The 22525-nt window shown below is 30.9% G+C and carries 26 protein-coding genes; 10 read left to right on the plus strand and 16 right to left on the minus strand.

Going from position 1 to position 22525, the window contains the following annotated elements:
* Positions 1-866 precede the first annotated feature (866 nt).
* The 4 genes from J3477_RS04275 to J3477_RS04290 form a co-directional block, all read right to left on the minus strand.
* Complete coding sequence (locus tag J3477_RS04275; RefSeq protein WP_206868318.1) at positions 867-1736, minus strand: cation diffusion facilitator family transporter; 870 nt, start codon at positions 1734-1736, stop codon at positions 867-869.
* Positions 1737-1765: 29 nt separating this feature from the next.
* A complete protein-coding gene (locus J3477_RS04280) occupies positions 1766-2473 on the minus strand; it encodes a TMEM165/GDT1 family protein (protein WP_206868319.1) in 708 nt (235 codons plus the stop codon).
* Between the two features lie 708 nt (positions 2474-3181).
* Positions 3182-4177: a tetratricopeptide repeat protein gene (locus tag J3477_RS04285; RefSeq protein WP_206868320.1), complete on the minus strand. Its 996-nt coding sequence runs from the start codon at positions 4175-4177 to the stop codon at positions 3182-3184.
* A gap of 62 nt (positions 4178-4239) precedes the next feature.
* Positions 4240-4461 carry a YdbC family protein gene (locus J3477_RS04290; RefSeq protein ID WP_206868321.1) on the minus strand — a complete coding sequence of 74 codons (222 nt, stop codon included), beginning with the start codon at positions 4459-4461 and terminating at the stop codon, positions 4240-4242.
* 632 nt (positions 4462-5093) lie between these two features.
* On the opposite strand from J3477_RS04290, the gene J3477_RS04295 reads away from it, so the two are divergent.
* Positions 5094-5810: a GNAT family N-acetyltransferase gene (locus tag J3477_RS04295; protein ID WP_206868322.1), complete on the plus strand. Its 717-nt coding sequence runs from the start codon at positions 5094-5096 to the stop codon at positions 5808-5810.
* 113 nt (positions 5811-5923) lie between these two features.
* Complete coding sequence (locus J3477_RS04300) at positions 5924-6316, plus strand: hypothetical protein (protein ID WP_206868323.1); 393 nt, start codon at positions 5924-5926, stop codon at positions 6314-6316.
* 187 nt (positions 6317-6503) lie between these two features.
* Here J3477_RS04300 and J3477_RS04305 read toward each other — a convergent pair whose 3' ends face one another.
* Together J3477_RS04305 and mnmH are read right to left on the minus strand one after the other, a co-directional pair.
* Positions 6504-7451: a metallophosphoesterase family protein gene (locus J3477_RS04305; RefSeq protein ID WP_206868324.1), complete on the minus strand. Its 948-nt coding sequence runs from the start codon at positions 7449-7451 to the stop codon at positions 6504-6506.
* Between the two features lie 668 nt (positions 7452-8119).
* A complete protein-coding gene (mnmH, locus tag J3477_RS04310) occupies positions 8120-9226 on the minus strand; it encodes a tRNA 2-selenouridine(34) synthase MnmH (RefSeq protein WP_206868325.1) in 1107 nt (368 codons plus the stop codon).
* A 391-nt stretch (positions 9227-9617) separates the two neighbouring features.
* On the opposite strand from mnmH, the gene selD reads away from it, so the two are divergent.
* Entirely contained in the window at positions 9618-10655 is a 1038-nt protein-coding gene (gene selD, locus J3477_RS04315) for a selenide, water dikinase SelD (RefSeq protein WP_206868326.1), read from the plus strand.
* Positions 10656-10748: 93 nt separating this feature from the next.
* Here the strand turns inward: selD and J3477_RS04320 are convergent, their stop codons facing one another.
* The 8 genes from J3477_RS04320 to J3477_RS04355 form a co-directional block, all read right to left on the minus strand.
* Entirely contained in the window at positions 10749-10961 is a 213-nt protein-coding gene (locus J3477_RS04320) for a PF20097 family protein (RefSeq protein WP_206868327.1), read from the minus strand.
* A gap of 97 nt (positions 10962-11058) precedes the next feature.
* Positions 11059-11655, minus strand: a complete 597-nt coding sequence (gene yedF / locus J3477_RS04325) for a sulfurtransferase-like selenium metabolism protein YedF (RefSeq protein ID WP_206868328.1) — start codon at positions 11653-11655, stop codon at positions 11059-11061.
* Between the two features lie 161 nt (positions 11656-11816).
* A complete protein-coding gene (locus J3477_RS04330) occupies positions 11817-12179 on the minus strand; it encodes a DUF1634 domain-containing protein (protein ID WP_209016907.1) in 363 nt (120 codons plus the stop codon).
* 26 nt (positions 12180-12205) lie between these two features.
* Positions 12206-13039 carry a sulfite exporter TauE/SafE family protein gene (locus tag J3477_RS04335; protein ID WP_206868329.1) on the minus strand — a complete coding sequence of 278 codons (834 nt, stop codon included), beginning with the start codon at positions 13037-13039 and terminating at the stop codon, positions 12206-12208.
* A gap of 22 nt (positions 13040-13061) precedes the next feature.
* Positions 13062-14237, minus strand: a complete 1176-nt coding sequence (locus J3477_RS04340; protein WP_206868330.1) for an ROK family protein — start codon at positions 14235-14237, stop codon at positions 13062-13064.
* 203 nt (positions 14238-14440) lie between these two features.
* Positions 14441-14803, minus strand: a complete 363-nt coding sequence (locus J3477_RS04345; RefSeq protein WP_206868331.1) for a C-GCAxxG-C-C family (seleno)protein — start codon at positions 14801-14803, stop codon at positions 14441-14443.
* A 128-nt stretch (positions 14804-14931) separates the two neighbouring features.
* Positions 14932-15252, minus strand: coding sequence for a rhodanese-like domain-containing protein (locus tag J3477_RS04350; RefSeq protein WP_206868332.1), 321 nt, complete (start codon positions 15250-15252; stop codon positions 14932-14934).
* 178 nt (positions 15253-15430) lie between these two features.
* Positions 15431-15676, minus strand: coding sequence for an SHOCT domain-containing protein (locus J3477_RS04355; RefSeq protein ID WP_206868333.1), 246 nt, complete (start codon positions 15674-15676; stop codon positions 15431-15433).
* Between the two features lie 356 nt (positions 15677-16032).
* Between J3477_RS04355 and J3477_RS04360 the strand changes: the two genes are divergently transcribed.
* Together J3477_RS04360 and J3477_RS04365 are read left to right on the plus strand one after the other, a co-directional pair.
* Entirely contained in the window at positions 16033-16746 is a 714-nt protein-coding gene (locus tag J3477_RS04360) for a response regulator transcription factor (RefSeq protein WP_206868334.1), read from the plus strand.
* Entirely contained in the window at positions 16746-18137 is a 1392-nt protein-coding gene (locus J3477_RS04365; protein ID WP_206869660.1) for a sensor histidine kinase, read from the plus strand. The genes J3477_RS04360 and J3477_RS04365 overlap by 1 nt, the downstream gene beginning before the upstream one ends.
* A gap of 310 nt (positions 18138-18447) precedes the next feature.
* On the opposite strand, the gene J3477_RS04370 is transcribed toward J3477_RS04365, so the two are convergent.
* Positions 18448-18837, minus strand: coding sequence for a hypothetical protein (locus J3477_RS04370; protein WP_206868335.1), 390 nt, complete (start codon positions 18835-18837; stop codon positions 18448-18450).
* A gap of 243 nt (positions 18838-19080) precedes the next feature.
* Between J3477_RS04370 and J3477_RS04375 the strand changes: the two genes are divergently transcribed.
* The 5 genes from J3477_RS04375 (at position 19081) to J3477_RS04395 (ending at position 21891) form a co-directional block, all read left to right on the plus strand.
* On the plus strand, positions 19081-19305 hold the full coding sequence (locus J3477_RS04375) for a DUF1659 domain-containing protein (RefSeq protein WP_206868336.1): 225 nt from the start codon (positions 19081-19083) through the stop codon (positions 19303-19305).
* 42 nt (positions 19306-19347) lie between these two features.
* Complete coding sequence (locus J3477_RS04380) at positions 19348-19563, plus strand: DUF2922 domain-containing protein (protein ID WP_206868337.1); 216 nt, start codon at positions 19348-19350, stop codon at positions 19561-19563.
* Between the two features lie 436 nt (positions 19564-19999).
* The gene (locus J3477_RS04385; protein WP_206868338.1) at positions 20000-20383 is read left to right on the plus strand and encodes a GntR family transcriptional regulator; all 384 of its coding nucleotides are present in this window, start codon (positions 20000-20002) and stop codon (positions 20381-20383) included.
* The gene (locus J3477_RS04390; protein ID WP_206868339.1) at positions 20376-21239 is read left to right on the plus strand and encodes an ABC transporter ATP-binding protein; all 864 of its coding nucleotides are present in this window, start codon (positions 20376-20378) and stop codon (positions 21237-21239) included. Before J3477_RS04385 ends, J3477_RS04390 begins: the two co-directional genes overlap by 8 nt.
* Positions 21232-21891: an ABC-2 transporter permease gene (locus J3477_RS04395; protein WP_206868340.1), complete on the plus strand. Its 660-nt coding sequence runs from the start codon at positions 21232-21234 to the stop codon at positions 21889-21891. Before J3477_RS04390 ends, J3477_RS04395 begins: the two co-directional genes overlap by 8 nt.
* 413 nt (positions 21892-22304) lie before the next feature.
* Here J3477_RS04395 and J3477_RS04400 read toward each other — a convergent pair whose 3' ends face one another.
* Positions 22305-22460 carry a hypothetical protein gene (locus J3477_RS04400; protein WP_228731209.1) on the minus strand — a complete coding sequence of 52 codons (156 nt, stop codon included), beginning with the start codon at positions 22458-22460 and terminating at the stop codon, positions 22305-22307.
* Between the last annotated feature and the right edge of the window lie 65 nt (positions 22461-22525).

The following is a 22525-nucleotide window of genomic DNA, read 5'->3' on the forward strand; positions in this document are numbered from 1 at the left end:
TTTGATTCCGATCATCAATATTACCTATTAAAGTTTTTCATCTCTAAAGTTATTTTGTCTAAGGAATTTATAACTATGTATCACTTCATATTGCTTCATTATTTTAAAGTTTCTGCTTTAAAAAACAGTAGAATATTAAAAATGTTTTTATATTGAAGTGGTGCAACTTTAATAATTTCGCAAAGATTGAAAATAAACTCAAATTATCCGCACTGTAAAGTTTCTTGTATAAATATTTTTTGCATTTATAAAAAAACGTGAATAAATATAAATCTAGAGTAATTTTTAATTAACTTATATTCATTCATCTTTTTTTATAAGCATCTATTTATTATATTTCCCTTTTTTTATTAAAAATATCTGCTTTTTCTAAAATCGTACTTAATGTGATATTATCACGAGTATCCACATTCAGTCAAATTTTATTAACTATTTGCCTAGAAATTTAGAGAAAATTCTAATTTATAAGCAATATCAAACTAAATCAATTGCTCTTCATGAACCTGTATAACTACCAACATTTTTTTAATACAGAACTTAAGTGTATTATTACAAATACTTTCTATATGCTTTATGTTAAGGTTTTGTTGTCTATAATTTCATAATATTATCTATTGGCTTATTTAAGAGTATTGTTGAAATTAAGTGGTTATAAAGGAGATGCTCTATGAGCGAGCTATTAGAATTAAATGATTTTTTCAGATGAAATGGCGTTAATAAACTGTACTGTTCGAACGTAGTGAGTTTACAGTTTTAGCCATGGAATATGATAAAATCATATTAATTCTTTGCGTAGGCTCATTAAAGTATCGGATGGATAACCACTTAATTTCAGCACGGTGCTTTAACAGCACCCATCTATTAAATTATTCATTTGGTTCTACATGAATCATTGCCTCTGCAATATTAAAATTACTTTTTAAATTTCTTTCTATTTCTTCAGTGATACTGTGTGCCTGAACTACATTTAAATCTGAATTAACACCTACAGTAGCATCTATAAGAATATTATTACCAACAGCACGTGCTCGTATCACTTTTACTTTTTCAACACCAGCCACTAATTTTATGTTCTCAGTTATATTATCCAGCTCTTCCTTACTAAAGCCATCAGTAAGATTATGAGAGGATTCTCTAAATATATCCCACCCAGTTTTAATTATTAGTATTCCAACAATAACTGCAGCAAGTGGATCAATCCATGGTAATCCAAACTGTGAGGCTATAATTCCAGTTGCAGTACCAATGCTCACCCAGGCATCAGAAAGATTATCCTTAGCTGCAGCCATAAGACCTGCACTGTTTATTTTAACTGCAATTTTCTTATTATATCTATACACAACATATATAATTCCTGCACATAAAACAGCCACTGCAGCTGATATCAAATCTGGTGCTTTTGCTTTAAAATGAATAATCGATTGAACTGCATTATACAATACATTTAGTCCCACTGCTATCATAATCAAGGAAGCAACAAGCGAGGCTATGGTTTCTGCCCTGAAATGTCCATAAGGATGATCTTCATCTGCTGGTATTCTTGATATTTTAAGTCCGATTAACACAGCAACAGAAGCTATTATATCAGTTGTATTATTAATTCCATCTGCAGATAGTGCTTCTGACCCTGATATATAACCAATTCCTACTTTAACTAGAGATAATGCAATATATGCAAGAATACTTACTCTAGCTCCTCGCTCGGCTAGTTTTAGATTGTTAAACCTTTCATCCATTAACTTCACTCCTTGATTAATAATAAATTTTATTCATTCACAACTTCAGACTCTTCCATTTTTACAACTTTTCTTTCACAAACCTGTCCAAAATATGCAAATTTAACTCCAAATAAATATATAAGTACTCCTAGTATTCCTAAAAATAAAGAAATATATAAAGGTGTTAAGAATGAATTTGGTACAGAATTATATAAAGTTAAAATTCCAAAAAACATAAATACTATTCCTGCCACCCATTTTATATATATTTCTGGTATATGTCTGCACATCCATGCACCACCTAAAATACCAATTCCATCAGCTATAAGCATTCCCACTGTTGTTCCCATTAAGATGAACAAAGGCTGCGAGTTTTCAGCAGCAATAGTTATAGTCATAAGTTGAGTTTTATCTCCCATCTCAGCTAAAAAGAATGCAATTGCAACTGTAACTATAGGTCCAAATTTCACCTTTTTATTTTCTTCATCCTCTAATTTATCTCCACGTATAGTCCAAAGACCAAAAATTAAAAAAGAAACTGCAGCAACTATTTTAACCACATTCATTGGTATCATAGTACTCAAATAACTTCCAACCGCAACGGCTAAAGCATGATTTAAAATAGTAGCTACTAAAACTCCCAAAAGCACTTGCTTTGCTTTATACTTGCTTGCCATAGCCATCGCTAAAAGCTGAGTCTTATCTCCCATTTCAGCGACTACTACTAGCAGCAAAGCTTTGATGAATGATGCCATATTTTATCTCCCCTTAATTATTATGATAGCTTTACTTAAGATGACTAAATCTCCTTTCCTCTCTTTAATTTATTAATTAAAATTTTAAAAATCGCTGAAGCGACCTTCTTCAGCAGATTTTTTTGCGCATCTGCATTTCCGAATGTATATGAGGAAAATCTTGCAGGCGAATAAGATTTGTTTTTTCTGTATAGCCATAAAATGCTTCTAAAGCCATTGAAATATCTAGGTTTATCTAGCTTAAAAACTTTATACTTTGCTATACAGAAATAAAGACTTTCAACACAACAAACATACACTGTGTAGAAATCTTTTTTGATGAAAAAATATTTAACATCAAAAAAGACCTCTAACACAATGAATTCATTGTGTTAAAAGTCTCACTTAACTAAAATTAGTTACGATACAACCAGACCAATGGTCAGTATGTTGACTGTATCACCTTTTTCAAGGCAGTTACTCCCTTTTAACTATACTTCTTTATTTGATAATAAAATTATATTATATTTTATTATCTTTTGTCAATTGATATTCCAAATTTAGATAAATAATGAATTTATATTAAAGTTTCTTATATTTCCAGTTATATTATCATCTTTTTCATTTAATTATTCTCATCAACTGATAATGCAAATTAGCTAATGGTATATTTATTAAAGATGACCAAAATACATTTATTGATAAACTTGCTAACTAAATTACCGCTTCTTAAAAAAACAATTTTCTATAGAACTTTAAGAACCTATCGCTATTTCTCACTTTGTCAAACATATCATCTTGAAAATAATCTAAAAAGTTTATCCCAATATTTTCAGCCAATTCTAAATTATTATAGAAAGGTTCATGTTCATCATTTATCAGATTAATCGCTGCTAGTATAATATAAAAATCACCGTTATTTGAATCAAGTGCAATTGCTTTCTTAATACTTTCTTCAGCAAACTTAATGTCTCCTAGTTTTATTTGTATATAGGCATAATTTTTGTATAAAGCTGCAAAACTTTGATTTAGCTCTTTAGCTTTTAATACATCAGCTAAAGCATTTTCATAATCTTTCAATAAAATATAAGCAAAGGCTCTATCGTTAAAGCATTCACTAGAATCAGGCTTAAGAGAAATTGCTTTTGAATAATATTCTACAGCTTCACCATATCCTCTGACTTTTAAATATATAAGTCCCATATTCTTAAAATACAAATATTCTTTATCATCCATACTAATTGCTTTTTTGTAATCATCTAAGGCTTTCATGAAATTCTTAATTCCAAGGTATGCCTCTCCTCTGCCACTATATGCTGAAGGTAAATACTCTGCTGAAATATTCATATTTATGCTTTCAGAAAAATCTTTAATTGCTTTATCAAAATCTTTATTTTGTAGATATGAATATGCTCTTAGATAATACGCTAACGGATTAAACTTATCTATTTCTATTATCTTAGTTGTATTCAAAATAACATTATTAAAATCATTTAATTTAAGATGTATACTACTCTTTAAATAATAGGTACCAATATCAGTAGGTTCTATTTCAATTGCCCTATCAAATTCAGCAAGTGCACTATCATATTGACCACTACTCAGGAATTCATTTCCTTTCTCAATAAATGCATTATACTGATCTTCTTTAGAATTTGCTATATTTTTAAAATTTAGTGCTACTATAGCGAAAACACCTAATAATAATATAATTATGATATACATCTTTTACTCCCATCTACTTGTTGTTTCCGTAACCAAACATGAATCTAGATTTAAACTTTATCTTATAAATCCATATTATTTAAAATATCTCTTAATTCCTTCATTTCATCTTTAGAGAAGGTCACACCTTTACCCATCTTCTTATGTTCTGAGTCCCATTCTCTAATGTCATACTTAGCTTCTTTATCATTCCAGCTAATCAGATTTACTTCTTTCTTCCACCCCTTAGATGATTCTGAAAGGGTTCCTAAACTTTCTTTTATCTCAAATTTAATATCTGCCATACTGATATCCTCCTATAATTTCTTTTAATAATTTGGCTATGTTTAAGGATATTGTTGAAATTAATTGGTTATACAGGAGACGCTATATGAGCGAGCTATTAGAATTAAATGATTTTTTCAGATGGAATGGCGTTAATAAACTGTATTGTTCGAACGTAGTGAGTTTACAGTTTTAGCCATGGAATATGACAAAATCATATTAATTCTTTGCGTAAGCTCATTAAAGCGTCGGATGATTAACCAATTAATTTCAACACAGTGCTTTAACATCACCAATAATTTTAATAGTAAATCCTTAATATCTTTGATTTACCAATAACTTAACATTTGCTATGTCTATAAAGTTCCTACCCCAACTATTACTTCATTCATTTTAAAAGTCATAAGTGCGTAATTTTCGAATGAGTATAAATCAACTTTCGATATAAGAATTCATTAACTCTAATATTAAGATTATTGACCCAATACGTCAACTTCTTTCATCTTAACTCTTATAATGTTCCTAATGAATTTTATGGATAATAATGGTATAATGTATACATATATCAACATTACCAAACAGATAAATTGCTACTATTTGATGAGGATTTACCTTATTACAGTAATGTGAACAAATTAAGGTGGTGCCCTTTATGAACAAATCAAGTAAAATAAACTTTGCCCAGGAGCAACTAGCTATCCTATGGAATTGCTCTCCAAATTTATTTAAACAAAATGACAATGTATTCATCCAATCTAATGACACATTTTTTAATGTAATTACCTTTGGGAAAAATGCAGTTATAAAAGTAGATCCACTCATTTATGAATGGTGTGTAGAAAATTTTTCAACGACACCAGCACACTTCATTATAAACAGAGAAAACTTATTTGCTATTGAAGCTAAATTACGAGAGTTTGGAAAAATGCTTGGAGGCGAACAAGTTAGATATTTGTATTTACATAATGATAAGCTTATAAATAAGCCTTGTGATTATGAATATAAATTATTTTATAAAGATAATATAAGAGATTTATATATAAACAAAGTTTTTAACAACGCATTAAACTATAAAAATGATGTTATAGCTTTTGGAGCGTATAAAGAAAATCAGCTTGTTGCCTTAGCTGGTGCTGATGAAACTATGGGTAAGTTATGGCAAATCGGTATAGATACTCTTCCAGAACATCGTAATAAAGGTCTAGCTGCCTATCTTGTAAAAACACTAGCTGATGAAATTGAAAAATGTGATATGATGCCATTTTATACTACTTGGAGCCCTAATATTGCTTCAACAACTGTTGCACTTAATACAGGCTTTTTTCCTATTTGGGTGAGCTATGTTGCACAAGATATTTCAGAAGCTTAGAAAATGAATAAACTCAAAAACAGTTCTAAATCTAAAGAATAGTAAATTGTTATTCCCCTCATTTTAACAAGTACCTATAAGTAAAAGTAATTATTTAGAGAGGTGAAAATGTATTGGAAAATAAAAAAGTATTATCAATTTCAATTATTCTACTTTCTTTATCCATAGTATTTGGTTCAATTTTTGTAGGTTATTCGTTATCAAAATCCGCAAAGCCACAAATTTCAACTAGCCCTTCAATTGAGAGTAATGTTTTAAATTTATCTCAAGCAGCCAAATATCTTGATATGCCTGAAGCAGAACTTCAAGGAATAATTAACACTGAAAAAGCTGCATTAGACCAATCAAAAATATTTACTAGAATGATGTTTCCTTACTTCACAGTAAATGATAAGAAGTATTTCTACAAAAACGAAATAGATGAATGGTTGAAAGATGTTTCAAAAACACACAGACAATATGATACAAAAAAAAGGATGGGTGGTTCAGTAAATCGGTTGTATTAATGCTGTTACCACCGAATCCAAAGCCTCCTCTCATCCCCATATCACCATTGGTATTGCTGCCAAAAGTATTACTGTTCCTACAGCAAGATATGTAATTCTCTTTTTTATAGATATCGTATTTGAAAGTAAATACATAATATAAACTGCTGCTATAAATTTCTTATTTAGCAATAGGTTTAAAAAGCTATTATTTATTAATTTCTTTTGTAAATATCCACTTATTTTCCTTCATATCTCTTCCTTTAACAACAACCTTATTTCCGTTAACTTCCACATATAACCCCTTAATGTAAGGTAAGTTTTTTCTACCTCCTTTACTATTTGCATCAGGTATAACAGTATAATAAACAGCTCCTGTATGTATCATAGTAAAGGGTTGATCCACCACAACACTGCTTTCAACTAAATCTCTATGTGTGTGTGAAGTGAACAGAATTGCTTCAGGATATTTCGAAAGTATTTCTCTGACTTGTTTACTTTGTTTAGAAGAAGCCATATTTTTATTTCCACTATCTAGAGGTTGATGTAAGAATACAAATATAGGTTTTCCTTTTTGATAATTTTCACCTATCTTTTCTTTAAACCAATTCAACTGTTCATCGGATATAAAAGCTGAAACTGAGTCTATGGTTTTAGAATTCCCGTCCTCAGATCCTAGAGATATAAAATGATAGTTTTTTACCCAGGTATCATGATATACCTTTTCTTCGCCTGAAAACTCAAGATATCTTTTTATGAAAGTTTGAACTTGTTCTGGCGAATTAACTTTTATACTGTAATCAAAAAACTCATGATTACCTATATTTTTAATAATTGTTTTAGGGATCAAATTCTTATTTTCAATCAATTCTTTCTTCATTGAAGCATATTGAGTCTCTATGCCTTGCCCAACTGTGTCTCCGTTTAGTACTAATGCATCCATGTTAGAATTTATTGTATTCAAATCATCAATTGCCCCTTTAAAATGTTCAATATCATCATGGACATCACCAAGTACTGCAAAAGCAAGATCTGCATTAGAAGCCGGTGCTACGGCAGCTTTATCGGTATGTTTATTTTCATTTATATACGAAGTAAAGATTACACCAGCAATAATTAATATAATTACAACAACAATTATCTGAGTCTTCTTCATTTTAATCACCCCTCTTAAATCCATAGTATTTTATGAAACGAAAGTTAACATATATGTAGTGGTACTTATTATTTTTCACATTATTGTAATAAATTATAATGGATTTCTTTATTAAGTTAAATATATAATATATAAAAAAACTAGCTAAGTGATTAAAATTACTGACTTTGCCTAATATAAACTTCATACAATTTCCTATAAAAAAAATAAAGAGTCCAGCTACAAAAGTTACCTGAACTCATTTATATTGACTTAGCTTTTATAATGTTTTTCTTAATGTGTTTTAAGTGGATCATAATTTAAGATTACATCAAAAACTAAAGAACCATCAGCATTTATTTTGCTAACTGCCACTTTTATGTTTGAGAAGTCATTTGAATGAAGTTTATCACAAACAATATACTGCCTCTTTATCATGATAATCCAATGTAAAAAATATATTTTCTAAATCCTCATTGGTTTTATTTTGAACATATAAAATTGGTCCCATCTGTATTGCTGACATAAAACTTCCTCCTTAAAACAATTTACCTATTAATATAGAGTTTTAAGCAAAAATAACATCTATATTTATAATATTATGAAAATAGCTAATTTGTTATGAAAATAAAATTTAATATATAACCAAGTTGCTTAAGGAAAAAAATATTATAGGATTTTCTTCTTAATTACTGCTCCAAACCTTCAACAAACTCTAATACTTCTCTGCTGTTGCCTCTAAATACTATATTTCTATTAGCTTTTTCTAAAGAATGCTTATACATTGGGTCGTAATAGTTAGTTAGAAATAATTCTATCCAATTTCTGTGTTTATCTACATCATTGGTATCCTTTTGAGTTTTAAAAGCAAGTTTGAGTTCTTCATCTATTACCTTCATCCTATCTCCGCCAAGCTTACCTTTAACCCTTTCCATGCTAGCTACCATGTCGTCTAACCATGCCTGTAATCCTAAATCTCTATCTTTAAGTGCTTCAATATGCTCTCTTTGACCATTTATAACATATTCTTCCAATATGTTATAAACTCTTTCTTCTATAGTAGCATCTAAGAATATTACATCTCCACTTTGAAAATAATTATAAAACTCTTTAGGTATAAAGCTCTTTCCGATATTTTTACTTTCATCTTCTAAAATCATATATTTATAATTTTTAGCTTCATGTTTTATCGCACTATAAGCTAAGTTATTTTCAAAATTTATTTGTGTTGGTTGTGGCGTCACAAAATGTCCAAAGGTAGAGCCTCTATGATGAGCTATTCCCTCTAAGTCTATAGAGTTCTTTAAATTATTTAATAATATTGTTTTACCTGAACCTGTATAACCAGTTAAAACTAATGGCACTGCTTTAATGTTTTCTGGCTCTAATGAATTTATAAGATAATTACGAAAAGCCTTATATCCTCCATCTAGCTTCACTATATCCCTATTTGTTGCTTCATATATCCAGTTCTGTGCTATAGTTGAGCGTGATCCCCCTCTAAAGCAATAAATCATTGTATTTGAATCTTCCTCAAATTGATTCACCCATGAGCTTACTCTATCCTCTTTTATGCTTCCAGCTACAAGCTTATATCCAAGTTTAGTAGCTTCATCATTACCTTTTTCCTTATAGCAAATACCTATAATATGCCTTTCTTCATTAGACAATATAGGTAAATTTATCGAATTTAACATTGCTCCTTTTTCATATTCGATCGGAGCTCTTAAATCTATTAATTTTGTATTTTTTAATACTATACTTTTAAAATCATTTGTTACACTTAATTTCTTCATTTTTCTTCCTTCTGTTTCATCTTTCTGATGTTTTTCTATAGATGTGCCACTTCAATCCGAAAACTATTTTCAAAACTCCTCTGGGTTCTGAGAGAAGAATTTGAAAATATATATTTTATTATGAAGTGGTACATCCATAACAATTATAAATTATATATTACTGCTGAAAGTTATACAAATTCACAACTTAAAACTACACATTTAAACTACTGAAATTATTAATTTTCATTTATAATGATTAATATAGAGACTTATTTTGATTATAGACAATTCCATGAAATCTTATAATAATAAAGTATTTAATAGTGTTGTTGAAATTAAGTGGCTATAAAGAAGCTACTATATGAGCGAGCTATTATTGAATTGACATAAAGTACTGGAGGATAATATAATGGACAATAACATAAAACTAACTTCACTTACTAAAACTTCAGGTTGTGCTGCTAAGATAGGACCAAGTGTTTTAGATTCTGTTCTAAAAAACTTACCTAAATTTGAGGATTCTAACCTTTTGGTAGGCTTTGATAAAAAAGATGATGCCCTTGTTTATAAGGTATCTGATGATAAAGTAGTAATACAAACCGTTGATTTCTTTCCGCCCATGGTAGACGATCCATATACTTTTGGACAAATAGCAGCTGCAAATGCTTTAAGTGATATATACGCTATGGGAGGAAATCCAGCTGTAGCAATGAATTTATTATGCTTTCCATCTTGCTTAGATCCATCGATAATGCATGATATCTTAGCTGGTGGATATAGTAAGGTTCAAGAAGCTGGTGCAATTATTGCAGGAGGACATACAATAGCAGATCCTACTCCTAAATATGGACTTTGTGTTACTGGCTTTGCTCATCCAAGTGAAATACTTACTAATAGCAATGCTAAAACTGGTGATGTACTAGTTTTAACTAAGCCACTTGGCATCGGTATTTTAAATACTGCTGCAAAAGCTGAGCTATTAACTCTTGATGAAATAAAAGAAGTTACTAAAATAATGACTGAATTAAATAAGTTTGCAAAAGAATCCTTTGCAAACTTAAAGGTAAATGCATGTACTGACATTACAGGTTTCAGCTTAATTGGCCATGGTTACGAGATGGCTAGCGGAAGTGATAAGACAATTGAAATTTTTAGTGATAAAGTCGCTATACTTCCAAAAGTTTTAGAATATGCAAGTATGGGAATTATTCCAGAGGGAATGTACAATAACAAAGATTATTTAAAAGACATATTTAGTACTGGCACTAATGTTACTGAGGAAATGCATGATGTACTTCTTGATCCTCAAACTTCAGGAGGACTACTACTGTCTATGCCAGAGAAAGATGCCAAAGAATATTTATCTAGGATGGAATGCCATACTCCATGGGCAAGAATTATAGGTCAAGTAACTGATAAAAAGGAACATTCAATTGTTGTAAATTAAAGATACTGTATTTACAAGATAAAGACTTTAATATTATAGAGAAAAGTCTAAATATAAAAAAATGGTATGCTTAATTTTGCATACCTTTATTTTTTACTCAAATACATCCATAATCATCTTTTTACAAGCCTTGCAATAATAAGCTTCTATTTTATTTAAATCTTCATAGTTTCTCATTACTACACCACTAGCAAAGGCGTTAAAAAATAGCCCTTTATCATTTGATTCTTCAATCCATTTTAAAGAACCTTCTCTTGTATATATGAAACCTTTTTTAGCCTCTTTATGACAGTACGGACATTCCATTTAATTCCCCCATTCCCATGTTTTAAACTAAAAATATGAGCAGTGAAAACTTATTTTACTGCACTACTCACTAAAACCGCCTTATTAAATTACGAAATTATAATGTAATTACCTTTCCAGCTGACTTCATCACTTCAACAATTGTATACATATTACTTATCTGTCCTACAGAAACCTTTTCTTTTAATTCATAGAAATCGAGACAAGCTCCACAAATTAAAAGTTCAACTCCTGCTTCTTCTAACTTCTTTAAATGTTCAGCTGCCTGATCATTTAAGGTTGGAACCTTTACTCCATCATTCATAAATAATACTGCCTTTGGATAATCCTCAGATTCTGATACTGTGTAAAAGAACATCTTCATTAATGATTGTCCAAGTTCTTCATTTCCAATTCCGATTGTACTTTTATTTACAAACACACACCAATCTCCAAGAGGTTTTCTGTTTTCAACCTTTGCTATTATCTCTTCACATTCTTCACAGCCATTAGAAAACTTCACATTAAAATCACCATTAGCTTCTTCAACACTGAGCTCAAACCCTTGACTGTTAGCAAACTTTCTAAGATTTTCTACTGCAATTTTATTATCAACTTGAACTGTAAAAAACTTTCCACCTTGTTCAATTTCCTTCTTTGCCATCATTACAGGCATAGGACAGTTCTTTCCTCTTGCATCTATGTTTTTACTCATCTTAATCACCTTTCAGGAAAATTATTTCTATATTAATTATACACTATAATATTATATTAATTAACCAGTTATAGCCCTAATATCAACTATTGAAAGCTCTAACTCTTATACTAACATAAAAAATTTTTGCCACCTTCATAGAATAGCCTTTACTCTATCTCTTATTCCACTTTACCTAAGACGAAACTCACTAAAAGTATAATGAAAACTACAAGAGTAATCTTTGTATATAGATAGTCCTTTTCTTTTACAAAAACAATAATTGACACAGCAACACGAAATACTGGGGTTAAAATCAGTATTATCATTCCTGTCATAATAACTGCATATGGTTTCAACATTAGTAGTCCACCAAATATTTCAGATAAAGTAGTAGGAAAATATCCATCTACATAACCGCTTACACCTGTAATTAAAAACATCATTAATCCAGCAAATATTACAATTGCACTTAGTAATACACCAACTCTTAAAAATCCACTGATTATAACTTCCATTTCATCTATTTTCGAATTCTTTTCCATAATAAAAGCATTTACCTCCTTGTCTATTACATTCCAAAACCTTTAACTATCATTTGTATAGAAACATACCCAAGGACAGGTATAAATATCAGTCTTATTGTCTTACTTTTTATATTTTGCATTATTTTAGTACCTATTGTAGCACCAACCAATACCCCTAAAGCTACTGGAGCCGCTAATTTAGGATCTATATCCCCTCTAATCAAATACACTCCAGCACTTGCAGCTGCAGTTACCCCAATCATAAAATTGCTTGTTGCACTTGACACCTTTAAGGGCAATTTCATGAACAAATCCATAGCCATCACTTTAAATATACCACTTCCAATTCCAAGCAGTCCTGAAATTACACCAGCTACGTACATCATGCCAAAACCCCCATATACCCCTGCTACATTGTAGCTTATGTCCTTGTTTAGCGCCTTATCATGATACTCTCCATTAAGCCTTAATTTTACAGCCATTGGATGGGTAATTATATCATCTGGCAACTCTTGTCCTTTCTTTTTGAGCATAGCTAAAGCAGAATAAAGTAAAAGTACTCCAAAAACTACATATAGATACTTAGGATTAACAAAGCCGCTAATAAACGCACCAGTTATTGCTCCTATAGTTGTAGCTATCTCTAAAAACATCCCTATTCTTATATTTGTAATTTTATCTCTTACATATGCAACTGCTGCCCCACTTGAAGTTGCTATCACTGAAACAATACTTGCTCCAATTGCATATTTTATGTCTATGCCAAACATCAACGTTAGCACTGGCGTTATTATAATTCCTCCACCTAGTCCTAAAATTGAACCAAATATTCCAGCTAATATAGAGATAATAAGTATTTTAATTACAATTAACAACATATAAACACCTCCATATTAAATATCACTTCCTCAAACTATTTTTTAATATTTCATCAAAGGCCAAATAAGCAGCTCCTATAGCAATAGATTTATTTTCAAAAAATCCACCTCTGCAAAATTCAATAGAATTGCTATTAGCTATATAACATTTTCTTAATGCTGCACTTTTACTGCTCTCATAAAAAAGTGCTGAATGCTCTACTAGAGGTCCACTAAGTATTATCATTTGAGGAGCCAATATCTTAATAAAATTTGCAAGTCCTGTACCAAAATATATAGCTGCATCAGCCAAAATGCTCTTTGCTGTTTCATCTCCACTGTCTGCAAGATTGCAGATATCAATATAATCAACTTCTTCAAGAGCCTTATCTAGCTTGGTCATCTTACCTTTTTTAACTTCATTTATAAATTTCCATGTGATTTTTGATATAGAAGTATAACTCTCAACACACCCATAATTTCCACAGGTGCATAGTTCGCCACCAATATCTACTGTCATATGCCCAAATGCATCCTCACTATTGTTTATGGTTCTTACAATATTTCCATTTGAAATTACTGCAGATCTTAGACCCACACCACAGTGAACATATAATAAGCCGTGTTTTCCCTTGCCAATTCCAAAGTTATATTCCCCAATTAAAGCAGTGTTAGCTCCATTGTCTATGAAAACAGGCAATCCTAGATTTTTTTCTATTGCTTTATTTAATTCATTATTTTTATTAAATTCTTCTTTTTCGTGGATTTGAACTACCACACCCATTCCTATGCCAATAACGTTAGAAACAGAAATACTTGCCTTTGAAAGTAGTTGCTTAATATTTTCCATTATTATATTTTCTTGTTCCTTAACAGAGAAATCTCCAAAGATTGTTGCTTCATCTAATATATCCATCTTCAAATTAGTAATCATTATCTGTATATAAGTTCTTGAAATATCTACACCAATAAGATAATACTTAGTATCATTAACCTCAAATAATGAAGGCTTTCTGCCACCAGTTGATTCTTCAGCTAAAATCTCAGTTACAAGCATACTCTCACATAAGAATTCTAATTCACGATTCAAGGTACTTTTTTTCAACTTGGTCATATCCTCTAACTTACTTTTAGTTACAGGACCATTTTTTTGTATAATTTTTAGGAGCTCAATACTTCTAGCATCTAAATTATGCAAGGCCTTATGATTATCTATCATTTACTCGCCCCCTTTACTATATTATAATACTTTTTTTCATTTTGGAAACAAGTTTTTTGCTGTATCTCTTAAAAAGCTTTACTAATCACTTAAAATTACTAAGTTTAAGTAGCAATAAAATTTTACATTTTCATTTATAGCAAAAAATAAGTTCCCTGATTTATAGCACTAATATTATGCTACAAATCAGGGAACTTAAAATCCTATTTATTAACTATTTCATTTAAACTTTCAAATGTATGCTCAATTATTTCAGCACAGCTAATACCATTCTTCTTTAATTCTTTACAAGTCTCCGCTCCGTACTTTTCACGCACATCTTTCATTAACTGATTGGTAAGGGCTCTTGCCTCATTTTGCTCTGTATTACTTTCTCTACCTTTTAAAGATCCTATAATCACAGCTGCAGCTCCTACAGCTCCACAAACGCTTCCTATTGTAAAACCTGTTCCCATACCACTTCCAAGCCCTACAGGAATATTAGTATTATTTTTCTCATTGTATGCTTTTATAACTGCTTCTCCACAAGTAAATCCTTGTTTATGATATTCTGATGCTTTATTCATTTTAAATTCCTCCTAATAAATAAACTAACTTAATTTGTTATATAATAAATTTTTAGATATAATCCCTACTATTCTGTAAACTTTCTTACACTTTTTATAGATTATCACCTTTAGCACACTTCATCAACTTATCTTTTTATATTTCCTGTATATCCACTTGTACCACCCGATACATTTACAACTTTAAAACCACTTTTGTTTAAAGCATTGCAAACTCTTGAACTTCTAGCTCCAGATTGACAGATAATATGATATTCTTTCGATTTATCAAGAAACTTATCTGCTTCAGCAATAATTTTATTCACTGGTATATTTTTAGCTGAAGGTAGATGCCCATTTTTAAATTCATACGTTTCCCTAACATCAATAAGATTTATCTTACCTAAAAGTTCTCCTATATCATTTACCTTTACAGACTTGATATTGCTCTTAAACAAAAACTCAAACATTTTCCTACCTCCAAGAAATTTAATAAATATATTTATATATTAGAATATTCTTATATACTTATGTTATTCTTATTTTTATAAATTGTCAATATTTATTTACAACACTAAAAAAAGAAACAAAGAGCCCAGCTGTAAACCACTAGCTGGACTCATTTTCTGAAGATATATTCCCTTTAATTTATTTAAGTAATTGCTTCTTCTTTAATGAATATTCTTCTTCATCTATTTCACCTTTAACAAATCTCTCATTCAAAATATCCATTGCATTTGATGAATATTTATCAATAGGCGCATTAAAATTCTTTGAGCTTATTGCTTTAAATACGAAATAGATTATTGCTAAAAATATTATAAGCATTGGTATCATCATAAAAAAATTTGGCCCTCCATAACCTCTAAATCCACCATATACATTACAAAACATATAAAATTCCTCCTTTATTTTAGATGAACCACTTCATAATTAAACTTATATTTTCAAATTCTCCTCTCAGAACCCAGAGGAGTTTTGAAAATAGATTTCGGATTGAAGTGTTTCATCTTTATTAGGTTTTAATAATTAATCTTAAAGCTCTAACTTTTCTTTAATTGTAGTACTTAATTATGGAGAGATTATGGAGAATATAATTCTTTGCTAATACTTTATAAAAATCCCCAATCTATGATTTCTTCATAATTCCTCCACACTCCTTTTATATAATTAAGTTCAGCTTTTTATAGTTTTTTAAATAGGTATAAACTATAATGAATTCAAAGTACTTAAAATTAGAGGTGATTCTTTTGAAAAATGATTTTAAAATACTGGTAGTTGATGATGAGCAAAAAATATTTGATGTAGTAAAAGCTTATTTGGAGAAAGAAAATTATGAGGTAACTACTGCTTCAAACGGAGAAGAAGCTCTAAATATATTTAAAAAAGATACCTTTCATCTTATAATTCTAGATTTAATGTTACCAAATATCACAGGCGAAGACGTATGTCATAAAATAAGAACGCTTTCTAGTGTCCCTATCATTATGCTTACTGCAAAAGCTGATGAAGATGAGCGAATAGATGGTATATCTATTGGGGCTGATGATTATATAACTAAACCTTTCAGTGTTCGTGAGCTAGTTGTAAGAGTTAGAGCACTTCTAAGAAGATCCTATAAAGATACTATTCCACTAGCTGATGTTTTAACCTTTAATAACGGAGATCTAGAGGTGGATATAAAAAAAATATTAGTTAAAAAGCAAGGAAAAACTGTAAGTTTAACAACCAATGAATTTAAAGTTTTAATAGTATTACTTACAAATCCAGGGCAGGTATTTTCAAGAGAACAGCTAGTAGATAAAGCTTTTGGCATTGATTATGAGGGTTTTGATAGAACAATAGATACTTACATTAAAAATATCCGTCAAAAAATTGAAGACAATCCAAAAGACCCTAAATATATCACAACTATTTATGGCATGGGATATAAATTTACACCAAACTCAAATGAGGTGAAATGATGAAAATATCCTTAATGAAAAAATTATCCATTGCCATACTAATAGCCATTTTAGGATCAATTGCTTTAACAAGTTTTATATCAAATTACACAGTAAGCCAAAAGTTTAAAGAATATTTAATTGATGAACATAAATCTAAAGAGAATGATGCCATAAAAATCATTGAAGATTTATATGCTAAACAAAATAATTTCACAAATACAAATAAAGATGAAATTCAGAGATATGCTGAGTTACAAAAACTATATATCGAAGTAAGAGATTTAAATGATACTACCTTATACTCTTCAGGTAATGATTATTTGAAGCAAAATAATCACATGGGAAATATGATGATGGGCTCTATGATGAAAAATTTTTCAGGTATGAACTTAGGCGAATATACTGAAAACAAATATCCATTATCTATTAATAACAAAAATGTTGGTACTATTATTATTGGTTATTTTGGAACCTCATATCTATCTTCTGGTTCTGTTACCTTTATGAGTACCTTAAATCATTCTTTTTTATTATCCGCTGTTATAGCTTTAGTCTTTGGATTACTAATCAGCATCGTAATTTCAAAAGGTATTTCAAAGCCTATTATTAACATAACTAAAACAGCTAATATCATGAGAGCTGGTAATCTTGAAGTCAGATCCATAGTTAATACTAACACAAAAGAAATTGATGAACTTTCCAACTCTATAAATTACCTAGCTGAAACTTTAAACGATCAAGAAATGCTTCGAAAAAGAATGACCTCAGATATTGCACACGAACTAAGAACTCCTTTAACAACTCTTAAAACTCATATTGAAGCGTTTATAGATGGTATTTGGGAACCAACCCCTGAAAGGTTTGAATCTTTTTATGAAGAAATAGAGAGGCTAACTAAGCTTGTAGATAATCTTCGTAACTTAGCTAAACTAGAGCAAACAAACCTTAACTTAAATAAAAGTGAAGTAAATATATCTAATGAATTAGAAAAAATAATAGATTCTTTTAAACCTCTTTATATAAAAGAAAATTACGAACTAAATGAGATAATTGAGCCAGAAATAACAACTATACTTGATAAAGATAAATTCAAGCAAATAGTAACTAACCTACTATCAAATTCCTATAGATATTTAAAAGAAAATGGTAGGGTTACTGTAACTTTGAAGAAAGAAAACCAAAATATAATTATCAAGGTTATTGATACTGGAATTGGTATTCCTGAAAAAGATTTACCTTATATTTTTGAACGGTTTTATAGAAGTGATTTATCTCGTAACAAAAACACCGGCGGATCAGGTATAGGCCTTACTATAACCAAAGCTTTTGTAGAAGCCCACGGTGGGAAAATATCTGCTCACAGTAAAGAAAATGAAGGGACTACTTTTACTATCTGCTTTCCGGCATAAGTATCTTTTTATAATTAATATGAAAGTATAAAGACGTATCAACTCAGAATACGTCTTTATATTTTACTTAGGCTATGTTTAAGAGTATTGTTGAAATTAAGTGGTTATAAAGGAGATGCTATATGAGCGAGCTACTAGAATTAAATTATTTTTTCAGATGGAGTGGCGTTAATAAACTGTACTGTTCGAACGTAGTGAGTTTACAGTTTTAGCCATGGAATATGAGAAAATCATATTAATTCTTTGCGTAAGCTCATTAAAGCGTCGGATGTATAACCACTTAATTTCAACACGGTGCTTTACATCGCCTTTACCTATTGTTTTTCATCATAGAATTGTGTATATTAACCATATTATTTTTATCTACAGAACGCATCATCTGACCCATATTTTTAAAACCATTCTGTTCCATCAAATCAGTCATTCTCTTATACTCTTCATCAGTAAGTTTACTCATGAATGTACTCATTGCATTATAATCTTTACTTTCCATAGCCTTTGCAGCATCTTCAAACCCATTATTTTTCATTACATCTATCATTTTGTTATATGTTTCATTTCTATCTATAGTATTCTGATACATCATAGAACCTCGAGGCCCAAATCTAGTTGCATTATCATTTCCCTTTGCATAAGCAACAGTCACTGCTCCAATAGTTAATATACCAGTAATCATAATAACTAATACTTTTTTCTTCATTTTAACATCCCCCTATTCACTTAATTTCTTACTATGAGTACATAGTAAACTATAATTGTGGGGGAATTATGAGTTTGATTTTTAGTTTAATGCCTATTCCTCCGCTACCTAGTTATTTTACTAAACCTATAAAAAAACTTTATTATTTTCCCCAAACTTTTTCACTACCGCATATATACTAATTGAAAGCTGAAGACACAAGGCTTTAAGCTTCAAAACTAATTTTAAAAGGAGGAAAACATTATGGCAATAAGCAAACATTTAGACTCAACTTCATTTTCAATCGAGGTTGAAAGTGGAACCGACAAGACAGGTGCAAAGATCTACAAAAAGAAGACTTTTTCAGGAGTAAAGAAGAATACAACACCTGAAAACATATTTGCTGTTGCTGATGCTATCAAAGCTGTTTTAAGTGCTGGTACTAGAGACTATTACTTAAACGAAGCATCAAAAATAGTAAATGCATAGTAAATAAACAATCAAATCTAGTTAATTGAAAGGAGAAAAATTATGGAATACACATTATCTTTAACCTTCATTAATGCAACAGGGGACAAGGCATCCCTAAGTATAGCAGGTGTTAAGCCTGATATAACAAAAGCTGAGGTAAATGCACTTATGGACACCATCATAACCAAGGATATATTTGAAAACAAAGGTGTTTCTTTAGCCTCAAAGTACAGTGCTCAGCTTTCTCAAAGACAGACTACTAAGTTTGATCTTTAATCAGAAATTTCGTAGTATGGATATTTAACTAAAAAACCTCAAACTTAATTACAGCAAATATATTATATCCCATAGAGTAGATACTTTCTGGAAGGTCTATCCTATGGGATATTTTTATATTCTTTAGAAAGTAATATCTAACCTAAAAGCCTAAAGTAAATTACTTTAGGCTTTCATCAATTCAATTTCTCTCCTGGTTTGCTCTTCAGGCTTACTATGCTCTGATGCATTTAATTCAAAGGCATTACAAATCCCTTTAAATATATCCTTTCTTTTTCAGTCCAAAACTTTTACATAAGTCCAATTGGAGTTTGAATATTTTCAGAATCTTAAAAAACTACCCATTGACTAGGTACAAATCAAGTGTTATTATTTCTCATATACAGTATATACACAATGGACTGTAATAACTCAAATGATACAGAGGTGAACATTATTGACGATAATAATCAAAAACTCCTCCGGAATTCCGATTTATGAGCAAATCAAAGAACAGGTAAAAGAATCTATTCTGAACGATGAAATAAACGAAGGCGATATATTGCCTTCTATTCGACAACTGGCTGCGGATTTGAAGGTCAGCGTCATTACTACTACTAGAGCATACACCGAACTTGAGCAAGAAGGCTATATAATTAATGTACAAGGCAAGGGGTGTTATGTTGCTCCAAAAGACAGTGACCTGATACGTGAACAACTTCTCCGCAAAATTGAGGACGGCTTCAATGCTGCGATAAATGCAGCTCGCATCGCAAAACTACCACGGGAAGAACTACAAAAACTATTTGAATTTACATTGGAGGGAAATCAATATGAGTAATGCTTTGGAAGTACTTAATCTCCATAAAACTTACAACGATTTCACGTTAGATTCAGTATCTTTTTCATTGCCCATCGGATACATTATGGGATTTGTCGGCCAAAACGGTGCAGGTAAAACCACTACCATCCGATGCATCCTTAACATGGCTTCAAAAGATGGTGGTGAAATCAAGATCTTTGGGTTAGACAATATGCGGGATGAACTGGCAGTCAAGCAGAAACTTGCTGTAGTGTTTGACGAGATTTTCTTTGTGGACACATGGCGTGTAAAAGATGTGGAAAAAGCCATCCAGGGCTTTTACAGCGGATGGGATAGCAATTTGTACTGGGAATACATCAAAAAATTTAAACTATCTCAAAAGAAACAGGTAAAAGATCTATCCCGGGGCATGAAAATGAAGCTGATGCTGGCGGTAGCCATGTCTCACGACGCGAAGTTACTGATCCTAGATGAACCAACTAGTGGCCTTGATCCAGTAGCCCGTGATGAGTTTCTTGAAATTTTAAGAGAGTATATCTCTGACGGAGAAAAGAGTGTATTTTTCTCTACACATATTACCTCCGATCTGGAGCAAATCGCGGATTATATAACGCTAATTGACAACGGCAGGGTTTTCTACACCGGTACGAAGGACAGCTTGCTTGAGCATTTTTCTATGGTCAAGGGAAGCAAAACCGATTTGACCACTGACATGAAAAAGAAAATCATCGGCTTATCAGTTACATCCACCGGCTTTACTGGGATGATTCCGGTGCCAGAGCTTAAAGGGCTGCCAAGAAGTATAGTAACCGAACCACCTACCATTGATGAAATTCTGATTTACATCAGCAAAGGGGGCACATCTTATGAATAGAATTATAAATGCCTTAAAACTAGACTTTTTTGCAGGCAAGTCCACTTTACAATTGACTGCCATTTTGCTAATTCCAGCAACCTTAATCGGCATGATATCAAAGGGACCTATCTATACGATGATATTCACTATGGTATTTGCGGTTACCTCAAGTGGTACTATTTTCTCCATACATGAGAAAAACCATAGCGACAAGCTCTATGGCATTCTTCCACTGAAAAAGTCTGAAATGATTATTGCCAGATACCTATTCGCGCTGATTATAGGCACAGTGTATGCCGTAATTTCCGGAATACTAGGCTTCGTAATGTCGCAGATTATGGACACAAGATTGGATTCCTTCACCTTTTGGTCCACACTCATGTTGGCATTTATATATTTCTGTTTCGCAGCCAGTATTTCCTACCCAATCTACTTTAAGTTCTCTTTCGCGAAAGCCTATATATTCACGATGCTACCTATGTATGTAATCGCGGTGGTAATCTTATTTATGACGAAAAAAACCAATTTCATCAGCGATCTTGACAAAGTCATAAGGTTTTTCACAGATAATCCGGCTTTGATCCCAATCTTCGGCATTCTGATTGGACTTCTACTGCTTACGGCATCTGGGCTTATTGCTAACCTGATCTACACAAGGAAAGAACTTTAACATTAATACAAATTTTTTTAAGGAGGATTGTTTCATGAAAAGAAGCTTACTTATTCCCCTTATACTTGGTATTATTATTATCTTTCACATGATTAGACTCGCCATCAGATCATCCACACATCACTTTAACTGCTCAGAATGTGGCGAGGACTTTCAGGTGAGTTTTTTCAATTATATGTTCACTGACCATAGCTTGGATGGAAAATGTAGTGTTAAATGTCCAAAGTGCGGAAAGACCAATATGCTGAAGCCACTGAAAGGCAAAAAGTAACCTAATTATTACAGAAAAACTTAAAGTAAGCGGACTTTTCTATTAATTAAAAGTCCGCTTCCTTCATTTAACCATTGTTCAAATTGAAACATAAATTTCTCTTTACATTATCTTCACAATTTTGATCGTAAATTTAAAAGCATCAAAACATGTTTCTATTATCTTCAATAAAATCCTTTTGTTTTTGTATATATTGAACTAATGGTTCAATATTTTCTATTGAAGCTGCGCCTAGTGCTTTTTTGTATTCTTCAGCTGATTCACCATTCATATACTTTAAAGGTAATTTATTGTCCATCAACTGTTTTAAATATATGAAGATTCCTATAATTAATCAACTAATAAGAATCCATTTTCAACTAC

The organism is Clostridium zeae, assembly GCF_017312485.1.
Taxonomy (GTDB): Bacteria; Bacillota; Clostridia; order Clostridiales; family Clostridiaceae; genus Clostridium_AR; species Clostridium_AR zeae.